The sequence below is a fragment of the Microcoleus sp. Pol14D4 genome (assembly GCF_036701245.1).
In the GTDB taxonomy this organism is placed as follows: Bacteria; Cyanobacteriota; Cyanobacteriia; order Cyanobacteriales; family Microcoleaceae; genus Microcoleus.
Genome location: NZ_JAUBQM010000002.1, coordinates 260,927 through 281,051 on the forward strand (window position 1 = coordinate 260,927; position 20,125 = coordinate 281,051).

General features: G+C 46.0%; 15 protein-coding genes. 10 read left to right on the plus strand and 5 right to left on the minus strand.

What is annotated here, in order from left to right:
* The first annotated feature begins 261 nt into the window (after positions 1–261).
* From QUA33_RS02290 to QUA33_RS02305, 4 genes are all read left to right on the plus strand, one after another.
* A complete protein-coding gene (locus QUA33_RS02290) occupies positions 262–2,487 on the plus strand; it encodes an ATP-binding protein (protein WP_333146144.1) in 2,226 nt (741 codons plus the stop codon).
* A 442-nt stretch (positions 2,488–2,929) separates the two neighbouring features.
* On the plus strand, positions 2,930–4,609 hold the full coding sequence (locus QUA33_RS02295) for an AarF/ABC1/UbiB kinase family protein (RefSeq protein ID WP_333146122.1): 1,680 nt from the start codon (positions 2,930–2,932) through the stop codon (positions 4,607–4,609).
* Between the two features lie 224 nt (positions 4,610–4,833).
* A complete protein-coding gene (galT, locus tag QUA33_RS02300; protein WP_333146124.1) occupies positions 4,834–5,919 on the plus strand; it encodes a galactose-1-phosphate uridylyltransferase in 1,086 nt (361 codons plus the stop codon).
* A gap of 94 nt (positions 5,920–6,013) precedes the next feature.
* Positions 6,014–7,126, plus strand: coding sequence for a M24 family metallopeptidase (locus QUA33_RS02305; RefSeq protein ID WP_333146126.1), 1,113 nt, complete (start codon positions 6,014–6,016; stop codon positions 7,124–7,126).
* Positions 7,127–7,602: 476 nt separating this feature from the next.
* On the opposite strand, the gene QUA33_RS02310 is transcribed toward QUA33_RS02305, so the two are convergent.
* From QUA33_RS02310 to QUA33_RS02320, 3 genes are all read right to left on the minus strand, one after another.
* A complete protein-coding gene (locus QUA33_RS02310) occupies positions 7,603–7,854 on the minus strand; it encodes a TIGR02450 family Trp-rich protein (RefSeq protein WP_242725377.1) in 252 nt (83 codons plus the stop codon).
* Positions 7,855–8,482: 628 nt separating this feature from the next.
* Entirely contained in the window at positions 8,483–8,707 is a 225-nt protein-coding gene (locus QUA33_RS02315) for a hypothetical protein (RefSeq protein WP_006635912.1), read from the minus strand.
* 1,488 nt (positions 8,708–10,195) lie between these two features.
* On the minus strand, positions 10,196–12,028 hold the full coding sequence (locus QUA33_RS02320; protein ID WP_333146128.1) for a caspase family protein: 1,833 nt from the start codon (positions 12,026–12,028) through the stop codon (positions 10,196–10,198).
* 280 nt (positions 12,029–12,308) lie between these two features.
* On the opposite strand from QUA33_RS02320, the gene QUA33_RS02325 reads away from it, so the two are divergent.
* The 5 genes from QUA33_RS02325 (at position 12,309) to QUA33_RS02345 (ending at position 16,148) form a co-directional block, all read left to right on the plus strand.
* Entirely contained in the window at positions 12,309–13,010 is a 702-nt protein-coding gene (locus QUA33_RS02325) for a V4R domain-containing protein (protein WP_333101012.1), read from the plus strand.
* A 95-nt stretch (positions 13,011–13,105) separates the two neighbouring features.
* Positions 13,106–13,372, plus strand: a complete 267-nt coding sequence (locus QUA33_RS02330) for a hypothetical protein (RefSeq protein WP_333101011.1) — start codon at positions 13,106–13,108, stop codon at positions 13,370–13,372.
* A 169-nt stretch (positions 13,373–13,541) separates the two neighbouring features.
* The gene (locus QUA33_RS02335) at positions 13,542–14,012 is read left to right on the plus strand and encodes a phycobilisome protein (RefSeq protein ID WP_333146130.1); all 471 of its coding nucleotides are present in this window, start codon (positions 13,542–13,544) and stop codon (positions 14,010–14,012) included.
* A gap of 64 nt (positions 14,013–14,076) precedes the next feature.
* Positions 14,077–14,739 (plus strand): V4R domain-containing protein, encoded by a 663-nt coding sequence (locus QUA33_RS02340; RefSeq protein ID WP_333146132.1) that lies wholly within the window; start codon positions 14,077–14,079, stop codon positions 14,737–14,739.
* A 242-nt stretch (positions 14,740–14,981) separates the two neighbouring features.
* Complete coding sequence (locus QUA33_RS02345) at positions 14,982–16,148, plus strand: pentapeptide repeat-containing protein (RefSeq protein WP_333101007.1); 1,167 nt, start codon at positions 14,982–14,984, stop codon at positions 16,146–16,148.
* Positions 16,149–16,165: 17 nt separating this feature from the next.
* Here QUA33_RS02345 and QUA33_RS02350 read toward each other — a convergent pair whose 3' ends face one another.
* Positions 16,166–16,636 (minus strand): phycobilisome protein, encoded by a 471-nt coding sequence (locus tag QUA33_RS02350; RefSeq protein ID WP_333101006.1) that lies wholly within the window; start codon positions 16,634–16,636, stop codon positions 16,166–16,168.
* 38 nt (positions 16,637–16,674) lie between these two features.
* Positions 16,675–17,157 (minus strand): 2Fe-2S iron-sulfur cluster-binding protein, encoded by a 483-nt coding sequence (locus tag QUA33_RS02355; RefSeq protein ID WP_333042379.1) that lies wholly within the window; start codon positions 17,155–17,157, stop codon positions 16,675–16,677.
* Positions 17,158–17,659: 502 nt separating this feature from the next.
* Between QUA33_RS02355 and QUA33_RS02360 the strand changes: the two genes are divergently transcribed.
* Positions 17,660–19,597, plus strand: a complete 1,938-nt coding sequence (locus tag QUA33_RS02360) for a serine/threonine-protein kinase (RefSeq protein WP_333146133.1) — start codon at positions 17,660–17,662, stop codon at positions 19,595–19,597.
* Positions 19,598–20,125 lie beyond the last annotated feature (528 nt).

Consider the following 20,125-nt stretch of genomic DNA (forward strand, 5'->3'; position numbering starts at 1 on the left):
TAACCGTCAAAATTAGCGGGAATGCGATTGATAATCATCCGGTAAAGGATGGTAAAGTTCATCCCGTACAGATAGAAGGGTAGAAAACAGGAAAATAGAACTCGGTCAGATCTGGGTATATTTTTACATATCGAGCGACCCGCCGACCGGCTGCACAAACACAGAAAGCAGGCTCATAACGGTCAAGCCGACAGTTATGGAAAGGTTCTAGATTGGCAGCAGGAGCCGGCTCAAACATCTTAGAATAAAGGCTTGGTTGCCATGATCGATCGCCAGGGAAATCAAGACTTTACTTCGATCGACCGATCGCCGTCAGAGTCTTGCACTTTGCATTTACCGCAAATCGCAGAACCAGTCTCAGTCCAAAAATTTCTGGATCGTCTTATGCAGTTCCAGGTCGATCCTGCCCTTCTCGGGCGACAAATTTGCCAAATCCTCGCGACCAGCTTTGATCGAGAAATCCTGCTGCCGCAAATAGCCAATACTTTGGGAGTTGCATGGGGGGCAGATTTCTGTTTAGTTACTGCTGTGGTTGACAAAAAAGTAGTAGATCCGAATGCTTACTGGCAAAATAGCAGCGATTTCCCCTATGTTGGCGGTGTTGCCGATTCCACCGAAACACCGGAACACCCCCAAAGCACAAGATTAAAATCGCCTAGCATATCACTCGAACATCCCGCTTGGGCAAACGTCCTAGCAGACGGCGAGATAGTGGCTATATCCGATTATCTCGATAGTCCGGCAGCTTCACCGCCCAATTCTCCTGTGACTGCGCTGCCTTTTCGGGCAATTCTGGCAGGGCCTGCGCGATTTGGAGGGGCTGTAAATGGCATGGTGATTGTTGGTAAGTCGCAACCTCACGAGTGGTCGGTAGCCGATCGGCAGCGCCTTGAAGCAGCATCAGACGCGATCGGCATCGCGATTTCTCACATTCAAAAAACTCAAGAAATTGCCAACTTAAACGAACAGTTACAGCGACAAGCTAAATACAAAAATCTACTCGTGTCAGTTGCTGTATCGATCGACACAAATTCAGAAGTCGATCGAATATTGCAGCAAGTTGTTGAAAATACCGTCGATACCCTGGAAGTAGATAGAGGGCAAATCCTGCTCTTGAAATATACAGATCCTCTATTTACAACTCGCTCCCCCAATCAAACTCCCAAAGCGAAAGTCGAATTAGTTTGCGAATCCGTTGTAAAAAAATATCCCGACAAACAGGCAATAGCCCAAAGCGCTGCCGGAAAAAAAAGCTCAACCTCCAAAACAAAAAACAAGGATAAAACTGCTAATTCCCAATCCAAAATCCCCAACTCAAAACCAAATAACTCTCCCGCTTTTTGGCTGTCCGAATCTAATTTTTGCCGTCAAGCATTCCACACCGCACCCAAACCCCTTGCCCTCGCTGACGCAGGCGCATTAATCGGCAAAGAACAAGAAGCAGCCAAAGAAATTTTGAAACTCCAAGGCATTCGCGGCTTGCTGCTGGTTCCCCTTACGGGCGGTTGCTGCCAGGGAACAGTTTTGGGTTTCTTGGTTTTGCAGCACTCGCAGCCGCGCACTTGGAACGCGGAAGAATTAGAAGTTCTCGAATCAATCAGCGCTCAAGCGAGCAAGATGATTATCCAAACTCAAACGCTTAAGGAATTGCAAACCGCAGTCTTAGACAGAACCTCTCAGTTGCAGCAAAGTCTAGACGTGCAGGGGAAACTGTACGAACAATCTGCCAATCAGCTAGAGCAAATGCGGAAATTGAAGCTGATTAAAGACGAGTTTCTCAGCACTCTGAGTCACGAATTGCGTACCCCTTTAACAATCATGAAGCTGGCGATTCTGATGCTCAAACAAGCTGAACTGCCGTCAGCGAATCGGACTAAGTATCTCGACATTCTAGAACAGCAGTGTTCTAAGGAAACCGATCTGGTTAACGATTTGCTGGCCCTCAAGCAGTTTGAGCCTCAGCAAGTCCCGATTTCTCTAATCAAAATCGATCTCAACCGTTTATTTCAAGATTTAGTTAGGGATTTTGAAAAACAGTGGGCGGATAAGCAATTGACTCTGAAGGTGGATTTGCCCAAGTTGACCCCTTGCTGGGAAACCGACCCCGACATTCTCAATCGGGTACTTTTGGAACTGCTGACGAATGCTGGAAAATACTCTGCTTCTGGAACGGCGGTAGTTTTGGAGGCGTCTGAGGCAGCCGGCTATATTGTCCTGAGCATTTCTAATTTCGGGCGCGGCATTTCGGCGGCTGATTTGCCCCACATCTTTGACAAGTTCCGCCGCGGCACTGGCATTACTGACCAAGCTATCGCCGGTACGGGTTTGGGTCTGGCTCTGGTAAAGTCTTTAGTGCAGCACTTGAATGGTACTATTGATGTATCTAGCTGTCCGGCAGAAAGTTCAGAATCTGACAATTTATGGCGCACATCTTTTACTCTGACTCTGCCGCAATTTGCAGCGGAACTCTGTAATGTAGAAGAATAGTTCCGTTGAGAAGCTGCTGGGAATTGGCAGCGAACAAGCGAAACTAGAAGACTTGCCAGAAGAGGGAGATTTGGAAATGTCGTAAACGCTTCCAAGTCCTCTGTTTTGAATTGTTGGTCTGGTTGCCGTCTCAATTGGCGGTTATCAATTGCTGATTTTCCCGAGGACTTATATTATGTCTGGTTATTGGTCTGTAATTAGCGCGTGTTTGTAGTGAGTCCTACTGTCATCTATTTATGAATTAATCAGGACTTGCATTACTTACTAAGAACTTAATTATAATTGTATAATCGGAGATGATATTACGCAGTATAGACTAAAGAAACTGAGTTTTTTAACTGTTTCAAAGGTCTGCCACCCGTCTTTTCATACAAGCCGGTTTCTGCGTCTTGGATTGTTCCCTCAAAATTGTCACGGTGCATGGAATTCGATCGCCAATATTATGCTCACAAAAGCTGCACCTAAAACCCTGCGTTGGCAACGTTCTAAATATTCGCCACTGGCACGGCAAATAGACATTTTTGCAGCGGCGGGAAAGTTTATGTTTTTTTTGTGGTGGGACGCACTGCTGCAAAATAATTCGCCTCATACTAGAAGAATTCGCGCTCATTGGTTGGTCAATACTTTGCTAAATTTAGGCCCGACTTTTATTAAAATCGGGCAGTCTCTCTCGACTCGCGCAGATTTGCTGCCGCTTGAGTATGTGAAGGAACTCGAACAGTTGCAGGATCGGGTTCCTCCGTTTAGTTCCGAAGAGGCGATCGCTCTTGTAGAATCAGAGTTAGGCAAGGATATTTATGCTTTGTACCGCGATTTTGACCCGTCACCCATCGCTGCTGCGAGTCTGGGACAGGTGCACAAAGCGAGGCTGCACACCGGGGAAGATGTGATTGTGAAGGTGCAGCGTCCGGGTTTGGAAAGTTTATTTGATTTGGATGTGAAGGCGGTGCGCCAAGTGATGCGTTTTTGCGATCGTTATTTGCCTGGGACGCGCAAATATGACCTGGAATCTATTTATCACGAGTTTTTTAAGATTTTATATCAAGAAATTGACTACGTGCAAGAAGGTAAAAATTCCGATCGCTTTAGCCATAATTTTCGAGAATATCCTCAAGTTATTGTCCCGAAAGTTTACTGGCAATACACGACTAAAAAAGTCCTGACTCTAGAATACGCACCAGGCATTAAGGTGGACGACCGCATTAGTTTAGAGGCGATAGGAGTGGATATTGTGAAGCTCAATCAACTCGGAATTTGCTGTTATTTAAAACAGTTGTTAATAGACGGTTTTTTTCAAGCTGACCCCCATCCGGGAAATTTGGCGGTGACAGAAGATGGTAGCTTGATTTTTTACGATTTTGGGATGATGGCTGAGATAAAGTCTCTGGCTAAAGACCAAATGGTCAAGACTTTTTTTGCTGTGATGAGAAAGGATACTGACGAGGTACTCAATACTTTAATTTCGATCGGCTTAGTTGAGCCGATGCCGGATATGATGCCGGTACGTCGGCTGATTACTTTTCTTTTGGATAAGTTTATTGATAAGCCGATTGACTTTCAAGCTTTTAATGAAATTAAAAACGAACTTTACATCATGTTCGAGCAGCAACCGTTTCGCTTGCCTGCAGAAATGATGTTTATTGTCAAGTCCGTGACGACTCTCGACGGCATAGCTAGAACTCTCGACCCTAACTACAATTTCATAGCATCCGCTCAGCCTTTTGTCAAGAGTATTGCGGTGAGCAAGGGGCGGGGAAATGCGATCGGAGAATTGGCAAGGCAAGCGCGAAGTTTTATTACATATAAGTTACAGCAACCCAGCAAATCGCAAGTTTTTCTCAAGCGTTTGGAGCAGCGAATTGAAGAGGGCGAACTGCAAATTAGAGTCCGCAATATCGAGAGCGAAAGAGCCTTGAAACGCATTAATTTAGCCCTAAAAACTTTAATTTTCGCTTGTCTGACTGGTTTTGTGTTTTTGTCGGGTGCAGTGCTGCTAGTGGGCGGATATCAAACGGGGGCGATGGCAGCTTTTGCGGTTTCGGGATTCGGTGGATTGTTTGTGTTGCGCTCGTTATTAGACTTGTTGGTTAAGGAAAAGCTCGATCGAATGGTCGATCGATAAATATACTGGATAATTGGGAACTGCGATCGTAAGCTGCTACGCATTTAAATTGAATCCAGATCCTGGCTCTCCGGCCCGTTCCACAATAGCAGACGGTAGGCTGACATTGATACTGCAAACTAAACTTGTCAACATAATTTGCGACTTTAGGTAGGGGCGGATTCTCAAAGCACGAAGTTATACTCCTAACATATATTAAACGCGATCGCCCGCCCCTACAAAAAATGTACGCCCAAAAATTGCTAAAACCAGACGGCCGCCCACTCACACTGTACAGCCGCTATCCAATCCCAGAAGGTATCGCGGCCGTAAGTCCCAGCAATGAACCCGTAGAGGCAAACCCCCACTTTCGCTGGCATCCTTTGCGGGGGGAATGGGTAGCATACGCCAGCCACCGTCAGGGAAGAACTTTCATGCCGCCGCCGGAATACAACCCGCTGGCAGCTACAATTAACCCTAAGTTTCCGACAGAATTGCCGCCGGGAGATTACGATGTAGCAGTGTTTGACAACCGCTTTCCCTCGATGACTTTGCAAGCAAAAAATGCACCTGCAAATATTGTCGAAACTTTGCCCGCCAAGGGCATTTGCGAAGTCGTTGTTTTCACTCAAGATCCGCTGGCTTCCTTGGGCGCTTTGGAGTTATCTCACTTAGAATTGCTGTTAGAAGTATGGGCAGATCGCACTTCAGTTATTGGCAGCAATCCCGAAATTGAATACGTCTTGCCCTTTGAAAATCGCGGCGTCGAAGTCGGAGTAACTTTGCACCATCCCCACGGGCAAATTTACGCTTATCCGTTCGTGCCACCGGTGCCGGCACGGATGTTAGAATGTCAATCGGTTTACTATCAAAAAAACAGTAGCGGTTTGCTGCAAGATTTGATTCAAAAAGAGATTTTCGACAAACAGCGAATTATTTATTTAGACGAAGAGGCGATCGCCTTTGTCCCCGCTTGTGCTCGCTACCCTTACGAAGTGTGGATTGCCCCGATCGCCCCCGCTGCTACATTTATCGATTTGACGGAAAAACAGCGCCAATCACTCGCTAAAGCCTTAAAAACAGTCACCCTTAAATACGACGGTTTGTGGCATCGCCCGTTCCCTTATTTGATGGCTTGGTTTCAAGGGCCCACAGACGGGAAACCGCATCCAGAAGCCCATTTGCATGCCCAATTTTATCCGCCCTATCGATCGAGCGATCGGCTAAAATACCTCGCAGGAACCGAACTCGCCGCCGGAATGTTTGCCAACGACGCTTTACCCGAAGAAAAAGCTAAAGAACTGCAAGCCGTATCTGTCAATATAAGCTGAAACCCATTTAAATTTTCAAGTAAAGTTTGATGCAATTATTGTGGGGTGGGCGTCCCGCCCGCCCAAAAAATACAATTTATATGCAAGAAAGCTAATGATAAACTCATTAAATCAAGAAGTCGATCTAAAACTCGGATTCATCCGCAAAGCCTTAACCGAAACAAAAGCGATCGCCCTTCGCTTGCGAGGCACTGACTGGTTTGCTTGGGCCACAGCCGGGGGTTCCCATACAGTATTGCTAACTGCAGAAACCGGAGTTGCAGAAATATTAATTACTGCCGAAAACGCTTGGGTTCTCACCGATGAAATCGAAGCTCAACGCTTGCAAGACGAGGAATTGCCAGCCAACTTTCAAATGTACATCTATCCTTGGGCTGATGTTGCACAGCGCGAAGGTTTTGTTAAAGAAATTACTGGTGGCGGTAACGTCATGAGCGATCGGCCAAATGCCCAAGAAACACCAATAATCGCATCTTTACAGTCTCGCAAACAGACAATGATGTCAAGCGAATTAGAGCGATACCGGCGAGTCGGGCGTTTAGCCAGCGAAGCGATGACAGAGGTACTTTCTGCTGCCAAACCAACATGGACAGAATATCAGCTAGCGGGAGCCGGTGCAGAGGCTTTGTGGGCGAGAGGTTTGCATCCAGCACTTACCTTAGTTGCTGGAGAAAGGCGTTTGCCGCTGTACCGCCACGCCACAGCAACCGCCGAACAAATTGGACGACAAGCAATGTTAGTATTTTGCGCGCGAGGATGGGGTTTGTATGCAAATTTAACCCGATTTGTCTGTTTCGATTTTCTTGGGGAAAAACATTCAGAGTTGCACCGACAAGTCAGGGAAATTGAAGCAGCGGCGCTAAATTTGTGTCGGCCGGGAGTAACGCTGAATGCGGTTTATGATACGCTTAAAACTGCTTACGAAGAGCACGGATATCCTCAAGCAATTGCGGAACACCATCAAGGCGGAACTACCGGATATTTGGCGCGGGAAATTGTGGCGAATCCAACTACTTCAGATAGTTTGGCAGAAAATATGGCTGTGGCTTGGAATCCGAGTTTGTCTGGAGCAAAAATTGAGGATACGTTTTTAATTCACAGCGATGGAACGTTGGAAAATTTGACTTTTGATCCGAATTGGCCGAGTGTAGAAGTAGCAGGAAGGTTGCGCCCTGTGCCGCTGGAAATATGGGACGATCGACGTTAGTCAATTTAACTTTTTTTCTCTAAGCTGTTGCGGCACTTAAATGGCCTGTCAAAACAAATAAAAGTCTTGTGGGGTGTCCCGCTCGCCCTGAATATACAATTTAAATGCGCGACAGCTTAGAGAAAAAAATTACACTAAGCTAATCTGCAGTTAAATTGCATAGTAAAATAAATTTTTCTTCCTGTGGGGTGGGCATCCTGCCCGCCCTGAATATACAAATTAAATGCACAACAGCTTACGCTACAAAATGAATTAAATTGAGTTCGGATCGCCGTACTTAATGTTTTGTTACATACTGATGATTTTTGCCACCAACTTACTTCAGCAAAAACGCTTCTCAATAAAGGTTTCCAGGACTTGTAGTTATGTAAAAGATTTTTCAAAACCGGAAAAGTCTCACTGCGTATTGGTTTGGATCGGAACGATAGCGAGCAGGCGGCGGAAGTTCCGATCACTTTACCCCACAGCCCTGTTTTTTAGTCTGCAGTTTCTAATTCTTCTAATTCTTGGGTAGACTGCCATCCAGCTTGCCAGAGCGATCGGTCTTTAAGCTGTGCGGCGTTCAGCCAAAAACGCACATTTGGATCGCAAGCGGCCACCATTTCTGCAAATACCCATTTACCTTCGTTTTTTCGGTTGACCACTTGAAAGTGTCGCCACCCCCAAGTTTTTTGGTGTGAAGTCCATCGGGAACCAACTAAATAAGGAAATTTTTGTTTTTTGCTCACAGTATTTTTGTGGAATAAATATATTAGAAAGCAAGTGAATTGTAATAACTCGTTCTGTTTGATGATATTAGTTTCCTTTTAAAGCTCCTCAAGTCCTCTCCTCCTCTCCCCATCTCGAACATAACAGATAATATAGAGGCGCTGCAGCTTACATGAGAGTTAACCTAAACTCTATCTGCAAGTAGATGCGTTTATTGTAACTTGCAGAATTTCCCCTCGGAGATCAAAAGTAAGGGCAGTTCAATGACTGCCCCTGTAATTAGTTACACCTATTGAATAGGATAATTTTTCAGGCGATCCACAAATAGCCTATTTATCCAATACTAGCTAAATCGTGAATCTCAAATCTAAAAGCAAATAACCCAGGTTATAGTTGTGCACAATAATCCGTTCTGTGAAACTTAGTCAAATCTACTTTCAGAGCAGGTTTGACGCTCACTTCCTGCTTCTACCAAGGCGGTCAGCCGCTTCTTGTCCACAGGCGTGTTTTTGAACCCAACTTTCCCTACAAACATTTTTTCAATCTTAATCGTGTTTCATTGATCCTGTACAGCTCAATAAAAATGGACTTTTAGGTAAGATTGACTAATTTCTTTGATTCTGTCGCTAGCTCTTGATTACTTCCCTGTTAAGGCTTTTGGCCGGATAAGTCCAGAGGAAGTTGGGGAAGCCGGAGGCGAACCGCATTTGTTTGCAGCCAGAGAGTGATAGCGTGCTTCCGTTGCGGCGTCACGTACTCTCCGGGGCGGATCACGCCAGCACAGACGCCGATGTTTTTAATAAGGGTTTCTCGCTCCGATGAACTTGCACCCTGTAGCAACCTGACTTGGGCTTTGATAAAATCCACGTTCATAGCTGAAAGTAAAAGTAAGTAAAGAACTCAGTTAAATAGCGATGCTTTGGTTCCGATTGTAACTCTCAAACCACTTGGTATGAATCAAATTGATTCAACATCCCCAGGATGGGGATCGGGGCGTCTAGAGTTAGCCAACTTTATTTACTTTATCTGTTTTTGCTAGCAAAAGTGTCACTATGCTAGCAGTTTTGACAGAATTATTTATAGTTAAGAACTGTTACAAATTTGGCTGAATTTCCACAATACGGCAGAGTTTAGTGCTAACGCTACTCTCCTGAACTCAAAAAGTTCAGCATTGTCTCCAACTCCTTCCCTTCCTAGGTTTTAGACTCACCGATTGGGAAGCTATCGCTCAAGGAACATTCCTCTTCGATCGCCCCTCTTAACACCCGGACACTGCCAAATCACTCTATTCATTTGATCGTCCCCTAGACTTGGCTGTTGACTATAACTTCAGGCATACGTGTTGTTACCGGGGCTACAATAAGCGAGTAAGTTCTTATTCTTGTTTCTCAAGGAATATTGGTTGATTTTTCTTGCAAAGCCCTTATTTGTGTTAATTGAGGCAGCTTTGCGATCTCCGGGCCAACGAAGACTCGCAGCTTGCGAATCCAGCTATTTTGTGCTGTGTGGCAGTGAATCTTTTTCCTGAATCCAGTGGGGGCGATCGCTTCTCCCCGATAATTCCCATAACGGCCCATTTTGTATAATTCAGAACATATGTGTCACTGCTAATAATTTAAAAATAGCACAATTTTAAACAGTTTTTCCTCCGTCGATTGTTCCTAATAACCCACAAATAGGATAAATAAATTAACTCTGTATACCCGATTCTTTTTGTCTATTTTGCCTTAGCTATTTGCATTAGATAGTGATTCTATGTAGCCCTATTTGCTGTCACTTAAGTTAAAATTAACTCTAGACCAAGCTGATAAGTCTACGTGATAAAATACTAAAATCAAATGTTTAAATTTGCTATTATCATTAATAGCTTAGGAAGGGTTTATAGTTAAAATATATATTTACAGCAATATTTATAGTTAAAAAACCCAATTTTGACGGTGAAGTCGCAGGTTTATGGAACTATGGATGTTAGTTAAAGATATTAATTGATCGGCGTTGCACAATTTGAGAGTTATTGTGGTGAGTAGGGTGAGGCGTCCCGCCTGCTTTGAAAATAAACGCCTTCGGTCTTATGAGTCCATCCACAAAAAAATCAAAATTATCCACTATTATGCAGCCCCAATTAACCACCTCATACGCTCTCTTTTACTCTACAAAAAGAAGCAGACCAGGGAGGGAGCATATAAAATCCCCTCGCGCCGAAGCTGGGCAGGGGAAATGGTGAATAAAATTATTGGTTTTCAATTATCCTTGTGTAGATCTCTTTTTGCAGTATCAAGAGGTATCGATCGAGCCAACGATCCATGTTGGCCAGTCGCTAAGATAATTTCCCGGTGGGAAACCGAGAAATTATCAACTAAATCAACCTTTTTTCTGGCGTTGAAGCTTAGTTTTCCAATTGGCGATATCCTTCTGAGCCTGCTGATAACTCTTAGTACCCGATGGCACCAGCGAAGCAGCTTCAACTGCCTCTTTCAGCTTTCCTTGGGAGCCGCGCAACTGAGCAATTTTGAGAATACTTTCGCTCCAGTCTCCAATTAACTGTTGAGCTTCTTCATACTTCGGCTGACCGGGTTGAATTTTATTAGCTTGCTGGATGCCTTTACTGTAAGAAGATGCAACCCCCCGCTTAATTTGACCCTTAGCAGCCGATAGCAAAGCAATATTTACATCCTGGTCTTTGGATAGCTCCTCCCACTGAGCGATCGCCTGTTTCGACTGATTGTAAACAGGCTTATTGACATCCGGCATCAATTTAGCCGCGCCGATCGCCCCCTGGAAATCGCCCCGAGCAGCCCGCCCGTTAGCTATATCCAAAATTGTCAAACTCCAGCGCTCAATATCCTGCTGAGCCTGGGGGTAGAGCGGATCGCTAGCCGGAATCGTTCGAGCCTTAACTACCGCTCTATTAAAACTAGAAGCCGAACCATCCTTGAGGAAAGTTTTCGCCTCAGCCCACACCTGCTGGCTCGATGGTGGCTGCTTGGTTCCAGTCCCTGCTTGCACCGCTCGCGGTTGGTTCTGTGACCCCCCAGTACCAATAAATTTTTGAGATCCAGAGTTTTGGCCATTTTCAGCAGGCGATCGAGGATCTCCTTCCTGCTGACCAATAAAAATTGATTTGTTCGTCACAAAAACACCCAACAGCAGCACCAAAGCCGTAGCTGAACTCCATAAAACTAGCTGCTGCAAAAATGACTTATCCGACCCCCCGTTATGCTCATCCTCCGGCTGTTGCAAGTTCGGTCGATCGCCCCCCCGATCGGCAGGAGCCACAGCATTTGGCTGCGACACAGGTGGCATCTCAACTGGGGAATCCTGAGCGTTGCGAACTGCCGGAGGCAGATCCATTCGAGCCGTAGCCGTCGCCATTTGCGGGCGATCGAACCCATCAGCCGTACCAACCGTCATATTGCCGTTGCGTCCGGCCAACGCAGCAGTTGGTATCCCTGAAGCATCCGGCAAAATCACCAAATTAGCCTTTCCTGGAGGATTCACTACCATCAAAGGTTCTTGTTTCGGACGCAAATGGTGGTCACACAGCTCCGGCAGTCGATCGCTCAAAAAACGGTCTAAACCCTTAATGGTCATGCACTGTCCCGAACGTAGCCCCTCCAAAAGCGCCGTCGTAAAAAACCCCTGACGCAAAGCCGAAGTTTCCCGCGAAACTTGATTCGGGCGGCAAGAAAGCACCGTTGGGATTTCCAGTTCCCGCGCCAGCTCAACCGTTTGAGAGCCGATCGTTTCCCCCGCTTTCACAATCTGGCTGCGGTTCATATCAACCAGCACCAATACCGTTTCCGTAGGAGCGTTTTTCAGAGTATTCAACAGCAACTCTACCGGAATCCCCGTACCCTTAATGTCAGCCGGATTGCCGTCAACAGGCATCAAATAATCCTTACCTTCATAGCTGACACCGTAGCCGCTAAAAAAACACCAGAGTAAATCTCCCTGTTGCACGTGTTCCGCGCAGAGGCTTTTGGTCAATCTCAGAATATTTTCCCGATTTGGATATGTAGATTGACCCCACAGCGACGGCGAGCTATCGGTCATCAGCAGACATCCATCCGGCGCAAAACCCGCCTCCTCAGTCAAAAAACCGTACAGCGCCTCTGCATCCTCTTGGGCATAACTCAAAGGCTGGAGTAACTGATATTGATTGATGCCTATTGCAATACAAGCGTGATTTTTCATCCCCATATGCCCTATATATAGTGGACAGCTTGCACAAAACGATAACACATAGCCGTTTAAGGTTATACCCACTTTCGCCAGCACTCAGAGAGCAGTTGTCCGAAGGCAGAACTCCCAACAAGCCCCCAATTTTAACATCCTAGAATTTTTAATTTTTATATAGCAGTGAAAAATTATACCCTGTGCCTGCCTTTAGAAAAATAAAGTTAAATTGGATACACAGGCCACACTATTTGACTCTAATTTTCACCAAACTACACCAAAAAGGAATAACCCGCCAATGGTCTCTACTGCCAAAAAAGAAATCTCCCCCCACAACGAATCGCTACTGAAGCAAAAGCATCCTAAAACTCACAGCCACTATAGGTTTCAGGATTTTTTTGCCTTCGATCGCCAGATGGGTACAATTGACGACTGGAATCAATCGCGCAACATTTTTACCAGCGAAGACTTCATTATCGGTTTGGTGGAGGGGCTCGAAGAAGAAGTCGGCCCCGCGTCCTCTGTCATCATGTATACTATTGGTTGCCAGTGGGGACTTCAAGATTCCGAATTTTTTCAAAAATGGTTTAGTGCCGAATTCAGCCAGAACATTCGCCAGTCAAATCTCATGTTTCTGCTAGAAACTTGGTGGTGGCCTTTCACGGCTCAAGGTTGGGGTCGCTGGGAAGTGGACATGAGCGATCGCAAACACGGCTGCATCTTCATCAACCTCTTTGACTCAGCAGTTGCTCGCACATTGGGAGACGTAGGCAAACCGGTTTGTCACCTATATGCCGGTTTGTTCGCCGGTTTCTTTGGCTCTTTAGTCAAAAAGCCTCTGAGCTGCATAGAACTCCAATGTTACTCAATGGGAGAAACCTATTGCAAGTTCCTGCTTGGCAACCCAGATAAAATTGATGCAGCAGCATTCTGGCTCAACGAAGGTGCCAACGCCCGCGATATTCAAAATCGACTGCAACACGGTGAAATATTGCGGTAAACAACCTGGAAAGGCACATCCCCTGCCCTGCCTTTCCTCCCACCAATTTCGCGATCGAAAGTGCGATGGTGGATTTCTCCAGGCAGGAAGTAAAGATGAAAAGTCAAACTTCATGGTTGGACCAATCTGTCCAAGAATTCTTTGGTCACTATAATTGGCTGGGAAAATCTTTAGAAACCCCAAATGGCTCGACCCCCGGTCAACTTCTGAGTTTAACCCAGCCAGTAGCAGACTTTTTTCAAGCTATTTCTTGGGAAGGAATTCCGGAAGTAGGTGCCCTACCCCTACCGCCACCCTTGCCAGCAATTTCTATTTCTGAACAAGCAGAAGTCACCATTGATGACCTATTCGACCTGTTTTAATCTGTGTAAGGAATAGAAATGAAAAATAGGGCAATCCCTCATCCATCTTCCCTCACCCCTGTTTCCTCATCCCTCAAAATCCCTTAGTTAAATCCGTTAAATCCCGTACATTGCTCGTTGCCGAACTTCCTTCCTTTTATCAATTACCGATTACCACTTAATTAAAATCATGCACCCTGAGATTGAGGCGCTGCTGGATCAGGCAGAAAACCGCTTTTTAAAAGGCGAAGAACTCATGGCTTTTAAGCGTCAAGCTGTAACCCTTGTCCAGCGCTTAAAAATTTACGAATTTTTGCGAGAGAAGGAAGCAAGCATCTTCCAACCAGTAGCCAACAAACTACAAGAAACATTCCCCGACGAAAAACAAGAAACCTTAGAACGATCGCTCAAACACTGGGTTTTAGTCTTGCGATACTGTGCTATGGCTATGCTGCTGAACGATCGAAATTTTCTCGAACAGCGCCTTGTAGACTGGCTTTCCGGCATAGTCGAAGCCCACCAAACTCAAAAAATCGAAGCAACTGTTTGCAATCTGCTGCAAACTCGTTTAGAAGAATTGCTTTCCGAGCAAGCCCGGGCTATATTGCAACCATTTTTCGACCAAGCACAGTCAATTATTATTGACCAAGATAATAAATAATCTGCTTTCTTCCCAATTTCCAATTTCCAATTTCCAATTCCCCATTCCCCATTCCCAATTTCCGATGATTAATATTGCCGACTTACTCAAACAGCCCCGACTCCCTGGAAACTACTTTGCTAGCGATGCCTACGTCCGAGGCGACCTCGAACTCGGTCTCCTCGAAAACCGCCGGGGCGATCGGCTTTTAGCACTCCCAGAAACACTGATTCAAGCTATTTATATTGGCTTAGAACAAGAAACAGGTCAAGCCTCCCGCCTTGTGCTTTTCAACTGCGGTCGCTGGTGGGGTAAAAACTTCTACGTGCGTTTTTGCGAAGAAGTCAGCGAATACTACGGTCAGCCACTTTCTGAAATGGAAATGGTAGAATTTATTCAGTCATTGCAGCAGTGTTGGAAAACTCATGGATGGGGAACATTTGAGCTTGACCCCAGCTATTCCGAACAGGGATTTTTAATAGTAAAAATTGCTAACTCTCTTTTTGCTAAAACAGCCCCCAAGTCTAAGCGACCAGCCTGTTTTCTAGAAGCAGGTATTTTAAGTTCGTTCTTTAGTCAGCTCACAGGTCGAGAACTCCACTGCCTGCAAACCTCCTGCGAATCATTAGGTTCGGACTGCAACCGCTTTATTTTAGGGCTGCGCGATCGCCTCCAACCAGCAGATTCTATGGTCGAAGAAGGAAAAGACCATGAAGCTATTCTCAGTCAACTTTTTCAAAAAAACTGACTTATTTGATAGCTATTACTTTGTTGCTAATAGCTATCAAATCGATTTTTGGGCAGCCATATTATCGACCGTATCATCAAAACTGTGAGTTAAATTATAAAAAAGCTCGTGAGTTTAAAAATAAGGTTTTAGCAATTCAAATAAAACCTGATGAGAACTAGCAGCTAGAAACTTCATAACTTACTCTAGAAACTCTTAAAATTTAAAAGCCATCAAAACCTCAAACATTTTGCTAGAACTTAATGGACGCCAATGAACTTCTAACTCGATATGCAGCCGGCGAAAGAGATTTTAGACTGGCAAATCTGCGCGGCATTGTGTTGAGTCCGATCGATTTATACCGTTCCAGCGATGCCCCAACTCTAATTTTGGCAAACCTCAACCAACACCAGCAACGACCCTACTTAATCGGTGCTAACCTCAGCGGGGCAGACCTCACCAAAGCCCATCTGAGCCGAGCCAATCTCAGCAAAGCTGACCTCAGCGGAGCCAATCTCACCGGCGCCAACCTCATGGCAGCCAGTCTCAGCGGCGCCAATCTCATCGGAGCCAATCTCACCGGCGCTAACCTAGCTGGCTCTCACCTGAATTGGGCAAACCTGACCGGAGCAAACCTTCCCAATGCTAATCTCATAGGTGCAGATATGAGCGCCGCTAACATCACCAAAGCCGTTCTCACCGAGGCCAATCTCAGTAAAGCATATCTGATTAAAGCTAATCTCAACGGGGCAAACTTCAAAGATGCTTACTTAAGTCTAGCGAGTTTGAAAGAGGCAGACTTGACTGAAGCACAGCTCACCGGAGCCGAATTATCCAAAGCCAACCTAGCCGGAGCCAACTTAACCCGTGCAAACCTCAGCAAAGCCAACCTTTTGAAAGCTAATCTCAGGCGAGCTAACCTCACTCAAGCCTATTTAAACGGCGCGTGCTTGATTGGATCAGACCTTAGCGAAGCTTGCTTGGATAGAGCCAATTTGTGCAAAGCAGACCTCAGCAAAACCTACCTGAGAAACATTACTTTGAATGGCAGCCACTTAAGCGGTATCAACCTCAGCGGGGCCGACCTCAGCGGTGTAGACTTGAGCCGCAAACTTTTAACGGGAATTAATATGGCAGAGGCATTGTTGAACGAAGCCAACTTAAGCGGTGCTTATTTGATGGAAGCTAACTTGAGCGGGGCAAACCTCAGCAAAGCCAACTTGAGTCTAGCCTACCTGATCAATGCCGACCTGTCTAATTCTTGTCTGCATGAAATTAACTTGAGCAAAGCTAACCTGAGTAAAGCCAACTTGCAGAAAGCTGACTTGACAGGAGCCAACCTCCGGGGAGCCATTCTCACTGAGGCGGATTTGACGGGAGCGAAGTTGATTGGAGCCACTCTTCCTAACGGTACAGTTTATCGGTGTTAACTTATCAACCCCCTTGATTATTTGCCGAGTAATGTGCGGTTGATGTCCAGAATCGGAAAAAATAGGTTCCTTTCTTCCACCGTGAGATATTGCTTGAGAACCTTTTTCATCACATCGTAGGTCACGGTTGCACTATTTCTAACTTGAACAGCGCCTAAGATAGTTTGCAACCAAAGTAGTAGCCGATCGCGCAACCGTTCCGTATCATTAATCAATAGTGCTGCCGCCGAATGCCTCAACACCCGCACAATATCTCCACGGCACTTTTCAGTGACATCGTTAGCCCCCCGCCGAAATAAACTAGGGTCTAGAGACAGCATTTGTGCTTCCACCTGCCGCATAATTTCTGTTTCAGAGGCTTGAAGTTTTTTATAAGCACTCATCCGGTGATTCAAAGACTGAAAGTAGTCTTTCAAAAATTGGAGTTCTTCTGCACTGGCGTAGCGTCCGTCTGCTTCCATGCTCAAACGCGCAAGTTGGCTCAACATAGATTTTTCTCTACTACTAAAATACAAACATATCAGTTTTAAGCTTCTTTAGTCCGAACTAAATACTGTCCTACTTGAAAGCGGGTTTCATTAAGCTGTGTAACGATAGAACGAGTAATTAACTTTCCCGATTCTACAACTACTTGACCCGTAATTGGGTGTAGTAAATCTTGCTGGGCCCGGCGGCCTATCAGAGCTTCGACATTTTCAATAGCATTAATGTACATCCCCGCAGGCAACTGTACAACCACACCCTCGCCCATAATTTGAGCCTGACAAGCAAGTCGCGAATTGGCTCTAGCCGTAGTAATGACTTCCAACGTCCTTCTCTCGCGGCGGTTCATGTCCGACAAGCCTTCCATGCCTTCTTTAATGTAAACATGGCAGGTAGCGCACATTCCCCGCCCCCCGCATTCCTTGAGAACGTCTAAGTCTTTGGAAAGTAAGGCAGACAGGATATTCGATCGGGTTTCGACTGCTATTTCCTCCGCAATTGGATCTAGTTTAATAATTTTAACCATATTGATGTTTGCTCCTGTCAAGTTCAGTATTTAGCAAGTTACGATCAACTTATTTAAAGCGCAAAAAAATTTGGCTAACACTCAAAAAGGTTAAGATGCCTTGACGACAGCATTGGCTTCTGGCTCTCTAACCCCTAGGGGATAACCGCACTTCTGTTTTGGTCATATCACTGTACCCTCGCCCCGATTCTCCAGCTTAGCCTTGAAAAGCTAAAACCTTAGATACTTTCTGCATGGCATTGAAAAAACTGTAATAGTCGCGATCGACTAAAATAGCAGCCACAGGTAGTTCCCGAGCGGGTACCGACATCCGGCAAGATTGATAGTGATTCCGAAGCTCAACGATTTTAGTAGGTGCGAGTGTGCGATCGCTCTCAAGGAGGCTGAGAATGAACCTGAGATAACATAGGCTGTACCTGGCGAGCGATTCAAAAATTTGAATTTTTGTCAGAATTATTTACATATTTTAATACTAGCTCAAGCTTTTTCTATAATTAGACCGATGCAACATTCTAAGTACCGCATTTTAGGGCTAGTCGGACAAGGACAATTTGGTCGAGTCTTTTGTGCCAGCGTTCGAGAAGCTCCCGCACAGGACTCCCGCCTCACCAGCCAACTGGTTGCTCTCAAAGAACTTAGTCATCAAAAAGCCCCAACTAGCGAATTCTTACGAGAATTGTGGTTTCTGATCACCTTGCAGCACCCGAACATTGTTACCTGCCGAGCTCTAGAACACACAGCTACAGGCAGGTACTTGGTTATGGACTACTGCGAGGGAGGAACCCTCCGCAACCTGCTCAAACAAGACCGCCCCTTGCGTCTGCTCGAAGGTTTACAGCTAGTTATGGAAGTTTTAGCAGGCTTAGACTACGCCCACCGCCGAGGCGTAGTTCACTGCGACATCAAACCCGAAAATATCCTCCTAACTTTAGGAGCAAAAGGTTGGTCGCCCCGCCTTTCTGACTTTGGTATCGCGCGTCGGCTGCCAGAAATTGGTACCACTCGCCTCCACCAAGAAATTTCTCCCGACGCTACCGTAGGTTCCCCCGCTTACATGGCCCCTGAGCGATTTTACGGTCTTTTTTCCCCGATGTCAGATATATATGCAGTAGGAATTCTGCTGTTTGAATTGCTAATGGGCTACCGCCCTTTCGGGGGAACCCCCGGAGACTTGAGGTGGGCGCACCTGAATCAGCGCTTGCAATTTCCCGACGCCATCCCCGAACCTTTGCAAGCAATAGTCAAAAAATCTTTAGAAAAGCTGCCAGCCCGCCGTTTTGCCAGTGCTTCCCAAATGGCTCAAGCTCTGCGGCTGATCATGTACGACCCCGCTGTCAGGCAATTGGGCGACTGCATAATTCCCTGGGAAACCCCCACAACCAGCGGTGATAAAAGCTTGAAGTCTGAAACTGAGTCTTTGCTAGAAGTTGAACAGGAAAAAGCATCACTGTCGGCGATTAATTTACTTGGGACTGTGCGCTATGCGCTTTCGCAGCCCAAGCCACTGATACTTCCAGCACCGTTGACCGCTTTAATTGCCACTGAAACGTATCTCTATGCTGCTGTAGGTACAGAGGTGAAGGTTTGGTCTCAGCCGGGAAAACAGCTAGTTACAGGAGAAATGTCTACTTCTATTTCATTAATGCCGGAAATCGTGCGGGGCATTTTACCTGTTTCCCACGGCTGCTGCGTTCTCACTCCGCAAAAACTTTACTGGCTCAACGAAGACTCTTGGGAGCCTCAGTGCCTGCTCGATATGGGTTTGAGGCAAGGTCCAGATGCTTTTAAAGCTGCTGTTGACCCTCGCGGTCACTGGTTGACAGTAGCGGTTCCGGGAGAACTGCGTTTTTATTCTTTAGCTCGAAACAGCAGTGCGGGCGATCGGGAAAAAGCCTTGAAGCCGATCGCTACTGTGCCGTTACCGGAACATTATTTACCAGAATTAATTTTTTTGGATCGGCGACACGTCTTAGCAGTTTGGCCGGACAACGAACCAAAAAATCCCCAAACTATTTTTAGAGTTTACACTCGCCGCGGCACGCCGGTGGGTTCTGTGCGGTTGTCTGCCAGCGTCGGACAGATGCTGTTGACACCTGAGCCTTATACTTTGCTGGGAATTCCCCAAGGTGGTAAAGCGGCGGTGCTGTTGATGAAATTGTGGCCGCTCAAGGTGGCGCGAATTCCCCTTGAAAGTTTGCCCGTATCTGCTTGTGTGGCTAATTGGGGATGGGTGTTGGCAGATGTTGGGGGGCAGATAGAAGTGTTAAACAGTCAAGGGATTCAAGTAGGGAATTTTAGCAGCCCTGCCTCACCCCGGGCGATAGCTCCTTGGGGGAATAGAGGTTTGGTCATTGCGGTCAATACTGAGGAAGAGAGTCACTTGCACTTTTTAGATGTAGATGTTGAGGAGACCAACTCGCGCTCGCTCATCAAAGGCTGATAACTGGGGTAACTGAAGGAGCTTCGGGGTGTAATTCAGGAGAGTGTATTTTTGCCGACGATCGATTCCTGGGAGTTTGATCCGGGTTAAAGTACCGTGTCGTGTCAGCTTCTGGATTTTGAATCAAAGGAATTGTTAAGAGCGATCGGCTCAATCTGAGACCCAAAAGTCCCTCAGTAAAGTCCAAGAAATGCAGACATACCTTACCTATATATGACTCATGCACCAGCCTGCTTCTGTCATCCTAACCCCATGATGCAGCCTCACAGCTTACACTCTAACCTTGCCTTACCTATACTCGAAGTAAGGCCCATAATCATTTTGAACCACAGAGTTCTTCTACCCATGGGCGGGAGATTGTCAGGGCAAAAGCCGTATTTTGGTCGAAAAAAAGACCCCATAGTTAAAAGAGGAGTCAGCCAGCGGAGGCAGGTTCGGGAATAAACAGCTCAAACCCTTGGTGCGTATAGGTTCAAAACAAAGTCAAAAATATTTTCGCAAAACGCTTGACAACTCTGGGGAGAGTTG